Genomic DNA, 15,122 nt, shown 5'->3' with positions numbered 1-15,122 from the left:
CGAGCGGGTGAAAATAAAATTCACCCGTACTTCAACAATAATAAGCTTTTAAATCAACAAGAGATCACTCTAATTCCATACAAATAAAGCGGAATTTTCTCATCAACAATTTTTAGAAATGTTTATAATAGACCTCTTTTTTGTCCCGGTTTTACGTTCCGGCTTACATTAAGGAATCCTTTTATATGCATCCACCTATTGTTGTTTGTGCAATGTACAAATTTGTCACATTGCCCCATTTTCAAGATTTACGCCAACCCTTGCTCAATGTCATGGAGCGGCAAAATATCCGTGGCACTTTGCTGTTAGCCGAAGAAGGCATTAACGGCACAGTTGCCGGTTCCCGCCAAGCGATTGACAGCTTATTGAACTGGCTGAGGACCGAGCCGTTGTTGGCAGACATCGACAATAAAGAGTCGTATACCGACACCATGCCGTTTAACCGCGCCAAAGTTAAACTGAAAAAAGAAATTGTTACGATGGGCGTGGAAGGCATCGATCCCAAACGCGTAGTCGGCACTTATATTGCGCCTAAAGATTGGAATGAGTTGATTTCAGACCCGGAAGTATTGCTGATCGACACCCGCAACGATTACGAATACCAAGTCGGCACGTTTAAAAACGCCATCAATCCCAACACCGAAACTTTCCGCGAATTTCCTGAATTCGTCAAACAACACCTCGATCCTAGCAAACATAAAAAAGTGGCGATGTTTTGCACCGGCGGTATCCGTTGCGAAAAATCGACCGCTTATATGAAAGAGCAAGGTTTCGACGAGGTTTATCATTTAAAAGGCGGCATTTTGAAGTATTTAGAAGAAGTGCCGCCACAAGATACGCTTTGGCAAGGTGAGTGCTTTGTCTTTGATGAACGGGTGACCGTTGACCTGCATTTGCAAAAAGGCCAGTACGACCAATGTAATGCTTGCCGTATGCCGATTACTGAAGAAGATAAGACCAGCGAACATTACCAGCAAGGCATCAGCTGCCCGCATTGTTTTGATAAAGTCAGCACTGAACGCAAACTGCGTTTTATGGAAAGGGAAAAACAAGTGCAATTGGCTAAACAGCGTGGCGAAACCCACATTGGTTCCGATGCGGCAAAAGTTTTAGAAGCCAAAAGACAAGAAAAGATAAAACGATTAGCTGCCAAAAAATTAGCCAGCAACGCGTAAAAATCGGTAGGGAAAGGCGTACAAAATGAATTTTGTACGCCTAGCGGCAAACTTACTTAATAAACAACATTTCTTGATAAGTTGGGAAAGGCCACAACTCATCAGCAATTTCGGCTTCTAAGGCATCGGCGGAAGCACGTACCTCATCCATCAACGGACGGATGGTTTTAGCACAGAACTGCATGTGTTCTTCCGATGTTTCAAAATCATGCTGGGCAATTGCTTCGCCCAATTTTGCCACTGAAGCCATCATGGCATCAACCAGCGCCGCCGTTTTGCTTAAGCTACTGGTATCCATGCTCACACCCATCTCTTTCATGCTGGCCAATGTGCTGGACAAGCCTGACAAATGGCTGATCGCCGCCGGATAAATGCCAGTTTTCGCCATGCTAACCACCAATTTGGCTTCCACTTCAATCGCCAAAATGTATTGTTCTGCATAGATTTCATAGCGGCTAGCCAGTTCGACCGGTGTTAACACGCCCAGTTTATCGAACAATTCTTCAACAAAAGCTTCTTTCAAAATCGGCAAAGCATCTGCGCCAGTACGCAAGTTCAACAAGCCACGTTCTTCAACCGCCATTTTATGCCATTCGGCAGAATAACCGTTGCCACCGAAAACGACTGCACCATGGTTGTCAATGATGGTTTTCAGCACTTTCAAAATTACAGCGCCCAATTCGGTGCCTTTAGCCAGATCGGCTTCCATTTCATCAGCCACAAAATTGAGCGAATCCGCCAACATGGTGTTCATGGCGACTAATGGGCCAGCAACGGATTGGCCTGAACCCACGGCACGGAATTCAAAGCGGTTACCGGTGAAGGCGAACGGCGAGGTGCGGTTACGGTCACCGGCGTCTTTGTCGAACACTGGCAATGTGCTGATGCCCAAATCCATGACACCTGCGTTTAATGAACCTGTAATTTCGCCATTTTTGATTTGCTCAAAGACGTTATCCAATTGCGATCCCAAATAAACGGACATGATCGCAGGTGGTGCTTCGTTGGCACCCAAACGGTGGTCGTTGCTGGCGGTGGCGATAGCGGCACGCAATACTGGGCCGTATTTGTGGACACCGCGGATAACTGCCGCGCAGAACACTAAAAATTGTAAGTTATCGTGTGGCGTGCTGCCAGGATCAAGTAAGTTGCCTTGGGTTGCGTTACCGACAGACCAGTTGACGTGTTTACCTGAGCCATTGACGCCTTTGAAGGGTTTTTCGTGTAACAAACAAACCAAGCCATGACGTTTGGCGGTGTTTTTTAGCACTGTCATCAATAATTGCTGATGGTCGGTCGCCACGTTGGCAGCTTCAAACACGGGGGCGATTTCAAACTGCCCAGGCGCCACTTCATTATGGCGGGTTTTGGCAGGAATGCCTAAGCGATACAGTTGTTCTTCAACATCTTGCATGTACACTTGTACGCGCTCTGGAATCGCACCGAAATAATGGTCGTCGAATTGTTGGCCTTTGGCGGGCGGCGCACCAAACAAAGTGCGGCCTGCCAACAATAAGTCTGGACGGCTATTGACGAAATTCGCATCAACCAAGAAATATTCTTGTTCAGCGCCACAGCTGGAGTTAACAGGAGCAATTTCGGTATTGCCCAACAATTTTAAAACGCGTTGCGCGGCTTTGTTCATTGCTGTGTTGGCACGCAGCAAAGGCGTTTTTTTGTCTAAGGCTTCGCCTGTCCAGGATACGAATACGGTAGGAATACATAAGGTTGCACCGTTGTCGGTGGTCATGATGTAGGCTGGGCTGGTCACATCCCAAGCGGTATAACCACGGGCTTCAAAAGTTGAACGGATGCCACCGTTAGGGAATGATGAACCATCAGGCTCGCCTTGCACCAAAACTTTTCCGCCAAACTCGGAGATGACCGTACCATCGCTTTGTACAGAAATAAAACCGTCGTGCTTTTCAGCCGACAAGTTGGTCAACGGATAAAAAACGTGCGCGTAATACATTGCGCCTTTGCTCATCGCCCAATCTTTCATCGCCAAAGCCACTACGTTGGCAATGGAAACATCTAAAGCCTCGCCGGTTTCGATGGTTTTTTTCAAAGATTTGAAAACATCTTTTGGCAAGCTGCCTTTCATTTTATTTAAGGTAAATACATCAGAAGCCCATAAGCTTTCCAACGGTTCGGACGGTGCAATGGGGTACGGCGGGCGGTTGGTGATTTGTTGAATCGCTTGCACACGTTTGGCATTTCCACTCATATTTTTCTCCGAGATTTCAGTCTAGTCATTTGGGTTGGCGTTTCTGACTTCCGACCGATCGACATTGAGTTGGCAACAGCTCAAGCCCAACCATCAGTTAATAGCAAAAACTATCAAGTCAAAAAAGAAATACAAGCAATTTAAATGCCTGAAATTATCACGTAGAAAAAATTGATGTTTGCCAAGAAAAACAGCACTGCAACCGTACATAATGGCTTTTAAAACAGAATGGCCTGACAAGACCGCACAGATATTGTGCGTTGACTGACTAGATAAAGTGCAAACAGAGGAAAGGATGAGAAGTTGTTGCTAAATCGCCGCCAAATGTGCGCTAGCTTTTTTACATAGCAGTCGTTATTCAATGACTTGAAAAAATGTCTCGCCATCACGGATCATGCCCATTTCTTCACGGGCGCGTTCTTCAAGGGCTTCTTGCCCGTCTTTTAAATCTAAGATTTCAGCTTTTAAGGCATCGTTACGTTGTTTTTTTTCTTCAACGTCTTTTTTTAAGGCCACCAAACGGTCTTGGTAATCTTCAATTTCTTTAATACTGCCATCGCCCAACCATAAACGTTGCTGCAACAAAGCAATAATTAACAACATAACGGGGATGAGTATTTTCATAGTGTTTGATCGGTGAAATGGTCGGGCAAGCCACAGCCCGCCCGACCCAAAACATAAGCAACCTAATAATAAGGCTGCTTAGTCAATTACAACTTTTTAAACGCGCTATGGCCTGCGTAAACTGCCAATTCGCCCAACTCTTCTTCGATTTTCATCAAACGGTTGTATTTGGCAACACGGTCAGAACGGCTTAATGAACCCGTTTTGATTTGGCCTGTGCCAGTGGCAACTGCCAAGTCAGCAATGGTAGTGTCTTCGGTTTCGCCTGAACGGTGTGACATAACAGCAGTATAACCAGCCGCATGAGCCATATCGATAGCCGCCAAAGTTTCAGTCAAAGTACCGATTTGGTTTACTTTGATTAAGATTGAGTTAGCGATGTCTTTATCGATACCTTGTTTCAAGATTTTTGGGTTGGTTACGAACAAATCGTCACCGACCAATTGAATTTTGCTGCCCAATTTTTCAGTTAACAATTTCCAGCCGTCCCAATCGTTTTCGTCGAAACCGTCTTCGATGCTGATGATCGGATATTTTTCGACCCAATCCACGAAGAAATCAGCCATTTGCTCAGAAGTATAAGTTTTGCTTTCTGAAGCCAAATCGTAGATGCCATCTGCATAGTATTCAGAGGCAGCTGCATCCAAACCTAAGAAAATATCTACGCCTGGTTTGTAACCGGCTTGTTCAATGGCTTGCAAAATAACGCTGATGGCTTCTTCGTTTGAAGACAAGTTCGGTGCGAAACCGCCTTCGTCGCCAACAGTGGTTGCCAAGCCTTTAGATTTCAATACTTTTGCCAAGTTGTGGAACACTTCTGCACCGTAACGGATGGCTTCTTTAAAAGTAGGCGCGCCGACTGGCAAGATCATGAATTCTTGCAAATCAACGCTGTTGTCCGCGTGTGAACCGCCGTTGATGATGTTCATCATCGGTACTGGCAAAATGAATTTGCCAGATTTGTTCAAATGGCGATACAAAGGAACGCCAGCTTCTTTCGCAGCAGCGTGGGCGGCAGCCATAGAAACCGCCAACATGGCGTTTGCACCCAAACGGGCTTTGGTTTCAGTACCGTCAAGGGCGATCATTGTGTTGTCGATGCCGGCTTGGTCGGATACTTCCATACCAACCACCGCGTCACGGATTTCAGTGCGGACGTTGTTAACCGCGTTCAATACGCCTTTGCCCAAGAAACGGCTTTTGTCGCCATCACGCAATTCAATCGCTTCACGCTCGCCAGTAGACGCGCCTGATGGCACCATTGCGCTGCCGATAACGCCGGATTCGAGGATAACATCGGCTTCTAAAGTGGGGTTACCACGGGAATCTAAAATTTCTCTGGCTTTAATGTCTACGATTTTGCTCATGTTTTGAATGGCTCCAAGGTTAGTAATCGGATGCGGCTTAACCACATACGGGGGTTTAAAAAAATTTCTGTTAATGTGTTATCAGACCGAACGTTTCGGAATTAAGGATTTGATTTGTAACTGCGCACCTTTAGGCGTTGGCTTAAACGTAAAATCGACAATATGCCGTTCATCATTGGGATACAGCTCGTCTTTGCGTTTCATCAGTTCTGCCACCAAACAGCATTTCATCATGGATTCGGACGAATCTCGCATCAACGGCTGGATGTCAAAAAAAACGTTAGTATCCGGTTCAAACGTCTGTCCGAACTCAGGCAATGTCGCCAACACCGAGACTAAGTTCGCCTTTCGTTCTTCAATGTTAGCCGACAAGGCAATATTCCAAGCGGCAACGCCCAATGCCATCAAATTATAATGGCTATCAAAATCCAGCCTATCGCTAGCGAACGGCTTACAGAGATGAGTAATCGCATCGGCTAATTTGACCTGATCGTATTTTTGTAGCGTCGCTTTTTGTAGGCGTTGCAAATGTTTTTTACGATTCGCTTTACTCATCTAGCTTGTTTTTAACTAATAGTACCTGCGTGTTGTTACAGGGTATTTTCAATAAACGGCTGGGCTTTAACGGCTCTGTCCAAAATCAACAACGTTTCCAACAATTCTTTCATGCGGTGCAAAGGCCAAGAATTGGGCCCGTCGCTTTTGGCTTCCGCAGGATTTGGATGGGTTTCCATGAAAATGCCCGCAATACCAACAGCTACTGCCGCCCGTGCCAACACTGGCACATGTTCACGTTGACCGCCAGAGCAGTTGCCTTGTCCGCCTGGCAATTGCACGGAATGAGTAGCATCAAATACCACAGGGCAATCGGTGTCACGCATCACTGCAAGTGAACGCATATCGGAAACCAAGTTGTTATAGCCAAACGACACACCGCGTTCGCAGACCATAATTTTGTCGTTGCCTGTGGCTTTGGCTTTTTTGGCGACATTCGCCATATCCCAAGGCGCGAGGAACTGGCCTTTTTTGATATTGACTGGAATGCCTTGTGAGGCAACCGCTTGGATAAAATTGGTTTGGCGGCATAAAAATGCAGGGGTTTGCATGACATCAACCACGCTGGCGACTTCTGCTAATGGCGTGTCTTCGTGAACATCGGTCAACACAGGCACACCAATTTGCGCTTTCACTTTCGCCAGAATTTCCAAACCTTTTTCCACTCCCAAACCACGGAAGCTTTCGTGCGAAGAGCGGTTGGCTTTGTCGAATGAGGATTTGTAAATGAACGGAATACCCAATTCAGTAGTGAGCTCTTTTAGATACCCTGCGGTATCCAAAGCCAATTGTTCGCTTTCGATGACACAAGGGCCGGCGATTAAAAATAAAGGTTGGTTTAAACCGACTTCAAAACCACATAATTGCATGAATATTCTCTTGTTTAATATAAAAAAATAGATTTAAGGATGTCAGTCATCCACGCAGCCAGCAAAGAGTTCTGCCAAATCAATCGCCAAATCAGGAAACAGGCTTGGCACGGCTTTATCATCTTCGGCGTACATGTTTTTTAATTGGTATTGTCCGTTGTCGTCCAACACAAATTGGTAAACGGCTTGGGCTTCTGGAAAAACCTGCCAATACTCCCGCACACCACTTTCTTGATAAAGCTGGTATTTGATTTGTGTATCACGCTTGGCTGTGCCTTTGGATAAGATTTCAATAATCCAATCCGGCGCACCGTTACAGCCTTGTTTATCCAGCAATTCAGGGTTGCAAATCACACATAAATCCGGCTGGACGACCGTAAAAATCTCTTGGTTTTTTAAGATGGATTTTTTGCGGTCGTATAAACGGACATCGAAAGGCGCAGCAAAGGCACGGCATTGTTTATGTTTGAAATAATTAAACAATTCGCCACTCAAACTCATCGAAATACCTTGATGATTGACATTCGGCGCAGGTGACATCAGCATGATTTTGCCTTTAATCAGCTCAACCGCGTCTTTAAGCCGCCAAGTCAAATAATCGGCGTAACTGTAAGTCTGGTTTAAATCCAATTGCGATAATTCGGTGATGTAAGCCATGATTTATCCTACGATTGATAACAACGTACTCAGACAATGTCGCCAACTTCTTTGGATGCTTCCGCCAACTGCGCCAAGTAGGTGCTGACATCATCATTAACCACCCGCTCGTAAATGTCTTGCACCGTTAAGCTCAAGTCCAACGCGGCAAAAGTGACGGTATCGCCCATAAAAAAATGTTCCGATTGCCAATGGTTGCTACGGCGGCACACTTCCACATCGACTATATCCTGTTCGATCAGCACATATTCCTGCAAACTGGGAAGGCTTTGGTAAAGCCGCCGCTTGGTGGTTTCATCGTGGCGGCGCGTTGATTTTGACAACACTTCGACAATGATTTTCGGCGCTTCAGTGTAATAGGCATCGCCATCGGTTTCACCATCACAAGCGACTACCACATCGGGATAAAAAAACGCCAAATCGCCGATTTTGACTTTCATATCCGAAGCATAAGCAGCACAAGGCGTGCCGCGTAGATGTTGCCTGAATAAGCCGCCGACATTCATCATAATATGCTGATGGTTTCTGCTCGCCCCTGCCATTGCATAAATAGACCCGTTCAGGTATTCATGCTTGGTGTCGCGCTCCAACTCATCGGCAAGATAGTCGTTTGGACTGTAAAAACACAATTGTGCAGAAGCCATAAACACCACCTGCTTTGATTAACTGTCAATATGTAACGGAAAATCAGGCACACATTCAGAATGGATCAATGGATGTTGGGCATTAAAAAAGCTCATCCCGCCTTGTTCATCGCACATCCAGACTTCTTTTGCGCCCGCTTCAAAATATAACTGGCGTTTATCCGCCATTTCTTTTTGGGTGTTGCTACTAGAGATAATCTCCACACAAATTTCCGGTGCAACCGAGGCTTCGGTTTGGGATTTGATAATTGCCCACACTGTCGATGAAGCCCACGCCACATCAGCAACCTTAATACCTTTACTGGTTTTAATAGCGCATTCGGACAAGTTTTTTCCGTTTTGCAATAGCGAACGCAATAAAAACTCCATTTCCCCTTGCAAAGCAGAATGGCAAAGATTGACCGGAGACATAATGATTCTTCCCAACTCGTCCAATTCAATCTTAAAAGGCAAGTCTTGTAAGCTAGGATATTCGCAGACTTCTTGCCAGTTCATATTGCGCCTTGTTTGCTTTAAGAAAAGTAAAAAGCCACCACGTTATCCAAATGCCAAATCACCGGATTCTAAAAACATTACCCTTGCTTGTGCTTAAACGCCGCCGCCACAAACCCCGAAAACAAGGGATGACCCCGACGAGGAGTAGACGTAAATTCGGGATGGAACTGGCAAGCCAAAAACCAAGGATGATCTGGGATTTCAATCATTTCCACCAGACGACCATCGATAGATTTACCGGAGAAGCGCATACCGGCTTTTTCCAAGACATCAAAATATTGGTTGTTGAATTCGTAACGATGGCGATGACGTTCGGTGATGACATCTTTTTGATACATCTGGTAAGCCAACGAATCCGGCTGCAAACGGCATTGCTGCGCACCTAAGCGCATCGAACCGCCCAAATCGGAGTTTTCATCACGCACTTCCACTTTGCCACAATCAGCTTGCCATTCGGTAATCAAACCAATGACGGGGTGCGGTGAAGTGGGCAAAAACTCGCTGCTGTGCGCGCCTTCCAAACCTGCCCGATCACGGGCGAATTCGATAACCGCCACTTGCATACCCAAACAAATGCCAAGATATGGGATGTTGTTCTCGCGGGCATAACGCACCGTGGCAATTTTGCCTTCGACACCGCGTTCACCAAAACCGCCGGGCACCAAAATGGCATCGAACGCTTTCAGGCGCGCAACGCCTTCGTCTTGGATAATTTCCGAATCAAGGTATTCCAGCTTCACTTTAACGCGGGTATGGATGCCGGCGTGGATCAAAGCCTCGCTCAGTGATTTATAAGCATCGGAATGGTCAACATATTTGCCGACAATGCCAATGACCACTTCATCAGTAGGATGCTCCAAGCCATCCAACACCCGATGCCATTCGCTCAGATCGGCAGGTGAGGCGTTGAGGCGCAGCTTGTTGACGACAATGTCATCCAAACCTTGTTGATGCAACATTAAAGGAATGCGGTAAATGGAATCGGCATCGACGGCAGAAATAACCGCTTTTTCTTCAACGTTAGTAAACAAGGCGATTTTGCGGCGGTCACTGGCAGGAATGGCTTGCTCGGAACGGCAAATGAGAATATCGGGCTGGATACCAATACTGCGCAATTCCTTAACCGAATGCTGGGTAGGTTTGGTTTTAATCTCGCCTGCGGAGCGGATATAAGGCACTAACGTCAGATGGATAAATAAGGAACGCTCTGCACCCAAATCAAAACGCATCTGGCGGATGGCCTCCAAAAACGGCAGCGATTCAATATCGCCGACTGTACCGCCGACTTCAATAAGAGCCACATCCATGCCTTCCGCACTGGCGTAAACACGGCTTTTGATTTCGTCGGTGATATGCGGGATCACCTGCACCGTGGCACCCAGATATTCACCTTTGCGCTCGCGGCGCAATACGCTATCGTAGACCTGACCGGTGGTGAAATTGTTTTTCTTGGTCATCGTCGTTTTTAAAAAACGCTCGTAATGGCCCAAGTCCAAGTCAGTTTCGGCACCGTCTTCGGTGACGAACACCTCGCCGTGTTGGAACGGGCTCATGGTGCCAGGATCGACGTTAATGTAAGGGTCAAGCTTGGTCATAGTCACTTTAAGACCACGGGCTTCAAGAATGGCGGCAAGCGATGACGCAGCAATGCCTTTGCCTAGCGATGACACAACACCGCCGGTGATGAAAATATATTTTGTCATGTGGATTTTATGGACGACTACCAGGAATAACGTTTAAAACGCTGCTTTACCGGTGCATTTTAATCGACTACAGCACATTCGTCATGATGTTTCGGGAATTTATCCAGTAAACCACTGAAGATGGTTGATAAAAAACCGTTAGCAGGCGCTTTCGCCAACTTTTGGATGACTATTGCTTTGCAACACCCAAGACAAAACACCCTATCCCAGCCTTAACCGCCCTCAACCTAGGGCATCCACTGCAAGCTGACGCACGCTTCGCCCTGCGGCTGATAAAACGGTGCGCTGATCCATAAATCGCCGACCGCCGCCAACTCATCGCCCACATAAAGCAAAGGCATCTGCGGCCTTTGCCACGGTGGGATGCCCGCTTCTTGATAAAGGTTTTTTAAACTGTGCCTACCCGCCCGTCCGGGCAAGCTGATTTTTTCGCCGCCACGACGAAAACACAGACAAACTTGACCCGTCTGCCAAACTGCCAAAGGCAAGCCAGATTTGCTTGGCTGGTAACCCAAACAACGCCCATCCGGTAAAACCACTGCACTTTGCTGCGCAGGCCACGGCAATTGTTCGGGCATTGGCTGTTGGACACCCTTCAGGCAATACAACTTATCGCGATAACGGCGCAGACAATACCCCTGCCCTACCAACTGCGGATCGCCATCGGCAGGTGCGGCAATCAGTTCGGAAAAAATACGCTGCACGACATTCAACGACGGCATTTTTAACTGCCACTGCTTAAACCAACGCCGGACAACCAAGCGTTGTTCGGTTTCCGGCAAAGCCAATAAAGCGCGGATGCTGAGCGTATTGTCGTTGCTGGAAAACACCGACAAAAACAACCGCTCTACCTGAACAGATTGCCATTGCTGCGCATCGGCGCAATGCCGTGCAGATCTTGCCACGGTTTTGTCCAAAGCAGGCCAGCGTTGTTTCAGCAACGGAATAACCGCATTGCGCAGATAATTGCGGTCGTAGTCGTTGCTAAAATTGCTAGGGTCATCCACCCATTCCAATTGCTGTGCTTGGGCATAATCGGACAAATCTTGCTTACAGGTATCCAGCAAAGGCCTTAACAACACACCGTCGCCAAAATCCATGCGCTCCGGCATACCCGACAAGCCCGGCAAGCCACTGCCGCGAAACAATTGCAGCAATACCGTTTCCAATTGGTCTTCGCGATGTTGCGCAAACAACAGCACATCGCCCTTACCTATCAATGATTTAAACGCCTGATAACGCGCCTCTCTGGCAGCTTCTTCGGGGCTTTGTCCGCTGGCTGCTTGGGCGTTTACGTGAATGGCGACAAAACCCACGTTCAAGGCTTGTGCGGTTTGCTGGCAATGCAAAAGCCAATCGTCGGCAGCCGCTTGCAAACCATGATGGATATAAACCGCAGTGGTTTTTGCCCGCCAATCCGGCAACTGGGCGCACAAATGCAGCAAGACGTGGGAATCCAATCCGCCGCTGTAGCCAATATAAAGGTGGTTAAGCACAGAAAACGGCGCTAAGGCATGACGAACCAACTGCGGATCAATAGGCATAAATTTGGTGGAATCGGATAAAAAATCTATTACTTGGCGGTAAATGATTTTATCCTATCCGCTCAGGACAACAAGCTACGAGGATTGACCATGTTATACACACAAGAATTATTAGAAGAACTGAACATTTTGGTCCGCTACAACTTAACCACCACACTGGAAGGCCTTAAAGTCCACCAAAGCCAAGCCTCACCCGCCACCATTGAAGCCACTAAACGCTTATTTATAAAAGGTTTGGTTTCGCAAGAAGACGGCGGTTACCTGACCAACATGGGCCGCGAAGCCGCAGAACAGGCACAAGCCGTTTTGCACTTGCTGAACCCGGCATAAACAACATCAAACACCCAGCCATCGCGTTAATTTAACCGCGCACCCAATACACCGGCAATACCGGATTGTCCGACAAGTTAAGCCGTTGGCGATACGCCCTTCGGCTTAACCACCTCCCGTCCTTCACCAAACCAAGTCAATAAACAAAAATGCTTAGTTTAACGACTTGAGGTTGCGCTTAATTTCGACAGCACAGGCCTTACTGCGCTTTTTGCACTTCATCCTTCGGCACTGTTAGTTAGATAGCTTGACCCTCCGTTCAATTTCGATGGCGTAGGGTACGCATCGCGTACCTTTATTAAAGATAAGCGCAATGGAAAGGTTTTAAAAGGTACGCAATGCGTACCCTACAGAGTTGTTGATTATGAAAGACAAGGTTTTGATTTATGAATAGAATGGTTAGGGACATTTGATGCAACAACGTACATTGCCTAACTATCAAGGGCATGATGTAAAAGCAAATTGCAAAAGATGTACGGTGGTTATCCAAAAATATTCTAAGACGATACGGCGGTAATTTTTTAGTTCAACAGAGGGGGCAGCATGGCAGTGACAATAACCAACAACACAAAATCATTTCCTGGGCATACTTTGGGGGAATGGCGGAATGGCGGCGCTTTCGCCATGATAAAAACCGACGGCTCGGTGGTCATATGGGGGAATAGCGATTATGGCGGCGACAGCCGTGCGGTGGCGGCGCAGCTCAACGGCACGGTGGATGTGGTGCAAATATTTTCCACAAGCTATGCCTTTGCCGCCCTGCGTAGCGACGGCTCGATGGTCACTTGGGGGGAGAGTAGTTATGGCGGCGACAGCGGCGCGGTGGCGGCACAGATCAACGGCAACGTGGATGTGGTGCAAGTCTTTTCTTCTTACGGAGCCTTTGCCGCCCTGCGCAGCGACGGCTCGGTGGTCACTTGGGGGGATAGCACTTATGGGGGGGATAGCAGCGCAGTGGTGGCACAGCTCAATGGCAACGTGGATGTGCTACAAATCTTTTCCACAGACTCTGCCTTTGCCGCTCTATGCAGCGACGGCTCAGTGGTTACCTGGGGGTATAGCAGCTTAGGTGGCGACAGCAGCGCAGTGGCGTCACAGCTCAACGGCAGTGTGGATGTGCTGCAAATCTTTTCCACAAGCGCCGCTTTTGCCGCCCTGCGCAACGATGGCTCGGTGGTTACCTGGGGGGATAGCGGCTGGGGTGGCGACAGCAATGCGGTGGCGGCGCAGCTCAACGGTAGTGTGGATGTGGTGCAAATCTTTTCCACAAGCGCCGCTTTTGCCGCCCTGCGCAGCGACGGCTCGGTGGTCACTTGGGGGTTTAGCGATCTAGGCGGTGACAGCAGCGCGGTGGCGACGCAGCTTAACGGTACGCTGGATGTGGTGCAAATCTTTTCCACAGGCTATGCCTTTGCCGCCCTGCGCAGCGACGGTTCGGTGGTCACTTGGGGGTTTAGCAGCTTTGGCGGTGACAGCAACGCGGTGGCGGCGCAGCTCAACGGCACGGTGGACGTGGTGCAAATCTTTTCCACAGGCTTTGCCTTTGCCGCCCTGCGCAGCGACGGCTCGGTGGTCACTTGGGGGTTTAGCGCTTACGGCGGCGACAGCCGTGCGGTGGCGGCGCATCTGAACGGCACGGTGGATGTCGTGCAAGTTTTTTCCACTGGCCATGCTTTTGCCGCGCTGCGCAGCGACGGCTCGGTGGTCACTTGGGGGTTTAGCGCTTACGGCGGCGACAGCCGTGCGGTGGCGGCGCAGCTCAACGGTACGGTGGATGTGGTGCAAGTCTTTTCCACTGGCAGTGCCTTTGCCGCGCTGCGCAGCGACGGCTCGGTGGTCACTTGGGGGAGTAGCAATGGCGGCAACAGCAGTACAGTCGCCAGCCAGCTCAGCTCAGGTGTGGTCAGCGGTGCCAATATCTACACCAACGACATCTTCCACGCCGACCCCGACCAAATTCTCACAGGCACCAGCGGCAACGATCTGCTGAAAGGCGGAGATGGCAACGACACCCTTGACGGCGGCACAGGTGCAGATACCATGACCGGCGGCTTGGGCAACGACACTTACAGCGTCGACAACACGGGCGACACAGTGATTGAAACCTCCACCTTGGCGAATGAAATTGACACCGTCAACAGCAGCATTGCTTACACGCTGGGTGCGAACGTCGAAAACCTGACACTGACCGGCACCGCCGCCATCAATGCCACGGGCAACGCCCTAAACAACACGCTGGTTGGCAATGCTGCGGACAATGCCTTGAACGGCAAGGACGGTGCGGACACGCTGATTGGCGGCTTGGGCAATGACAGCTACACCGTAGACAACGCCCGTGACGTGGTAACGGAAACCTCAACACTCGCCACTGAAATTGATGCCGTCAACAGCAGCATTTCTTACAAGCTGGGTGCCAATGTCGAAAATCTGACCCTGACCGGCACCGCCACCATCAATGCCACGGGCAACTCCTTGAACAACACACTGATTGGCAATGCTGCCAATAACATCTTAGTGGGCGGTAGAGGCGACGATGTCATCAAAGGCGGATCTGGCAATGACACGATTACCGGTGGTGACGGCAATGACGTTTTAACCGGCGGCTTAGGGCAAGATATTTTCCGCCTCAACAATGCTTTAAACGCCACAACCAACGTCGACAAAATCACCGACTTTACGGTGGTTGATGACACCATTCAGCTGGGAAAAAGCATTTTTACCCAATTGACTACTACCGGCATATTAGCCGCCGACAATTTGGTGATCGGCAACAAAGCATTGGATGGCAATGATTACCTGATATACAACAGCAGCACTGGCGGCTTGTTTTACGATGCCGACGGCAGCGGCGCAGGCGCGGCGGTCAGGATTGCCATCATGGGCGTCGGTTTGGCATTGACCAACGCCGATTTTGTGGTGATTTAAAGGATTG

13 protein-coding genes are annotated in these 15,122 nt (G+C 48.6%); 3 read left to right on the top strand and 10 right to left on the bottom strand.

Annotated elements, in window-relative coordinates; translation table 11 throughout:
• Positions 1–185 precede the first annotated feature (185 nt).
• Positions 186–1,175: an oxygen-dependent tRNA uridine(34) hydroxylase TrhO gene (gene trhO, locus ACYQ1O_RS07450; protein WP_459991032.1), complete on the top strand. Its 990-nt coding sequence runs from the start codon at positions 186–188 to the stop codon at positions 1,173–1,175.
• A 52-nt stretch (positions 1,176–1,227) separates the two neighbouring features.
• Here trhO and ACYQ1O_RS07445 read toward each other — a convergent pair whose 3' ends face one another.
• The 10 genes from ACYQ1O_RS07445 to tilS all read right to left on the bottom strand — a co-directional run bounded on the left by ACYQ1O_RS07445 (position 1,228) and on the right by tilS (position 11,860).
• Positions 1,228–3,402, bottom strand: coding sequence for a glutamine synthetase III family protein (locus ACYQ1O_RS07445; RefSeq protein ID WP_459991031.1), 2,175 nt, complete (start codon positions 3,400–3,402; stop codon positions 1,228–1,230).
• 354 nt (positions 3,403–3,756) lie between these two features.
• Entirely contained in the window at positions 3,757–4,026 is a 270-nt protein-coding gene (ftsB, locus tag ACYQ1O_RS07440; protein ID WP_459991030.1) for a cell division protein FtsB, read from the bottom strand.
• Positions 4,027–4,112: 86 nt separating this feature from the next.
• Positions 4,113–5,393, bottom strand: a complete 1,281-nt coding sequence (gene eno / locus ACYQ1O_RS07435) for a phosphopyruvate hydratase (protein WP_459991029.1) — start codon at positions 5,391–5,393, stop codon at positions 4,113–4,115.
• An 81-nt stretch (positions 5,394–5,474) separates the two neighbouring features.
• Positions 5,475–5,948, bottom strand: a complete 474-nt coding sequence (locus tag ACYQ1O_RS07430; protein ID WP_459991028.1) for a hypothetical protein — start codon at positions 5,946–5,948, stop codon at positions 5,475–5,477.
• A gap of 35 nt (positions 5,949–5,983) precedes the next feature.
• A complete protein-coding gene (gene kdsA / locus ACYQ1O_RS07425) occupies positions 5,984–6,817 on the bottom strand; it encodes a 3-deoxy-8-phosphooctulonate synthase (protein ID WP_459991027.1) in 834 nt (277 codons plus the stop codon).
• Between the two features lie 42 nt (positions 6,818–6,859).
• Positions 6,860–7,474, bottom strand: a complete 615-nt coding sequence (locus ACYQ1O_RS07420) for a Uma2 family endonuclease (RefSeq protein WP_459991026.1) — start codon at positions 7,472–7,474, stop codon at positions 6,860–6,862.
• 29 nt (positions 7,475–7,503) lie between these two features.
• The gene (locus ACYQ1O_RS07415; RefSeq protein ID WP_459991025.1) at positions 7,504–8,118 is read right to left on the bottom strand and encodes a Uma2 family endonuclease; all 615 of its coding nucleotides are present in this window, start codon (positions 8,116–8,118) and stop codon (positions 7,504–7,506) included.
• 18 nt (positions 8,119–8,136) lie between these two features.
• Positions 8,137–8,613 (bottom strand): Uma2 family endonuclease, encoded by a 477-nt coding sequence (locus ACYQ1O_RS07410; protein ID WP_459991024.1) that lies wholly within the window; start codon positions 8,611–8,613, stop codon positions 8,137–8,139.
• A 77-nt stretch (positions 8,614–8,690) separates the two neighbouring features.
• Positions 8,691–10,316 carry a CTP synthase gene (pyrG, locus tag ACYQ1O_RS07405; RefSeq protein ID WP_459991023.1) on the bottom strand — a complete coding sequence of 542 codons (1,626 nt, stop codon included), beginning with the start codon at positions 10,314–10,316 and terminating at the stop codon, positions 8,691–8,693.
• Between the two features lie 227 nt (positions 10,317–10,543).
• Positions 10,544–11,860 (bottom strand): tRNA lysidine(34) synthetase TilS, encoded by a 1,317-nt coding sequence (gene tilS / locus ACYQ1O_RS07400; RefSeq protein WP_459991022.1) that lies wholly within the window; start codon positions 11,858–11,860, stop codon positions 10,544–10,546.
• A gap of 90 nt (positions 11,861–11,950) precedes the next feature.
• Here tilS and ACYQ1O_RS07395 point away from each other — a divergent pair, with 90 nt between their 5' ends.
• Positions 11,951–12,190: a TIGR02647 family protein gene (locus ACYQ1O_RS07395; protein WP_459991021.1), complete on the top strand. Its 240-nt coding sequence runs from the start codon at positions 11,951–11,953 to the stop codon at positions 12,188–12,190.
• A gap of 543 nt (positions 12,191–12,733) precedes the next feature.
• Positions 12,734–15,115 (top strand): hypothetical protein, encoded by a 2,382-nt coding sequence (locus ACYQ1O_RS07390; protein ID WP_459991020.1) that lies wholly within the window; start codon positions 12,734–12,736, stop codon positions 15,113–15,115.
• The last annotated feature ends 7 nt before the right edge of the window (positions 15,116–15,122 follow it).

It is taken from the genome of Methylosoma difficile (assembly GCF_054657615.1).
The sequence above is the reverse complement of the archived record's forward strand: the minus strand, read 5'-3'. Positions and strand labels throughout refer to the sequence as shown.

Bases quoted from the DNA above. Each gene is read 5' to 3' on its own strand.
- ACYQ1O_RS07415 (WP_459991025.1), bottom strand. From the start codon at position 8,118: ATGGCTTCTGCACAATTGTGTTTTTACAGTCCAAACGACTATCTTGCC.
- trhO (WP_459991032.1), top strand. From the start codon at position 186: ATGCATCCACCTATTGTTGTTTGTGCAATGTACAAATTTGTCACATTG.
- eno (WP_459991029.1), bottom strand. From the start codon at position 5,393: ATGAGCAAAATCGTAGACATTAAAGCCAGAGAAATTTTAGATTCCCGT.
- ftsB (WP_459991030.1), bottom strand. From the start codon at position 4,026: ATGAAAATACTCATCCCCGTTATGTTGTTAATTATTGCTTTGTTGCAG.
- ACYQ1O_RS07390 (WP_459991020.1), top strand. From the start codon at position 12,734: ATGGCAGTGACAATAACCAACAACACAAAATCATTTCCTGGGCATACT.
- tilS (WP_459991022.1), bottom strand. From the start codon at position 11,860: ATGCCTATTGATCCGCAGTTGGTTCGTCATGCCTTAGCGCCGTTTTCT.
- ACYQ1O_RS07395 (WP_459991021.1), top strand. From the start codon at position 11,951: ATGTTATACACACAAGAATTATTAGAAGAACTGAACATTTTGGTCCGC.
- pyrG (WP_459991023.1), bottom strand. From the start codon at position 10,316: ATGACAAAATATATTTTCATCACCGGCGGTGTTGTGTCATCGCTAGGC.
- ACYQ1O_RS07420 (WP_459991026.1), bottom strand. From the start codon at position 7,474: ATGGCTTACATCACCGAATTATCGCAATTGGATTTAAACCAGACTTAC.
- kdsA (WP_459991027.1), bottom strand. From the start codon at position 6,817: ATGCAATTATGTGGTTTTGAAGTCGGTTTAAACCAACCTTTATTTTTA.
- ACYQ1O_RS07445 (WP_459991031.1), bottom strand. From the start codon at position 3,402: ATGAGTGGAAATGCCAAACGTGTGCAAGCGATTCAACAAATCACCAAC.
- ACYQ1O_RS07430 (WP_459991028.1), bottom strand. From the start codon at position 5,948: ATGAGTAAAGCGAATCGTAAAAAACATTTGCAACGCCTACAAAAAGCG.
- ACYQ1O_RS07410 (WP_459991024.1), bottom strand. From the start codon at position 8,613: ATGAACTGGCAAGAAGTCTGCGAATATCCTAGCTTACAAGACTTGCCT.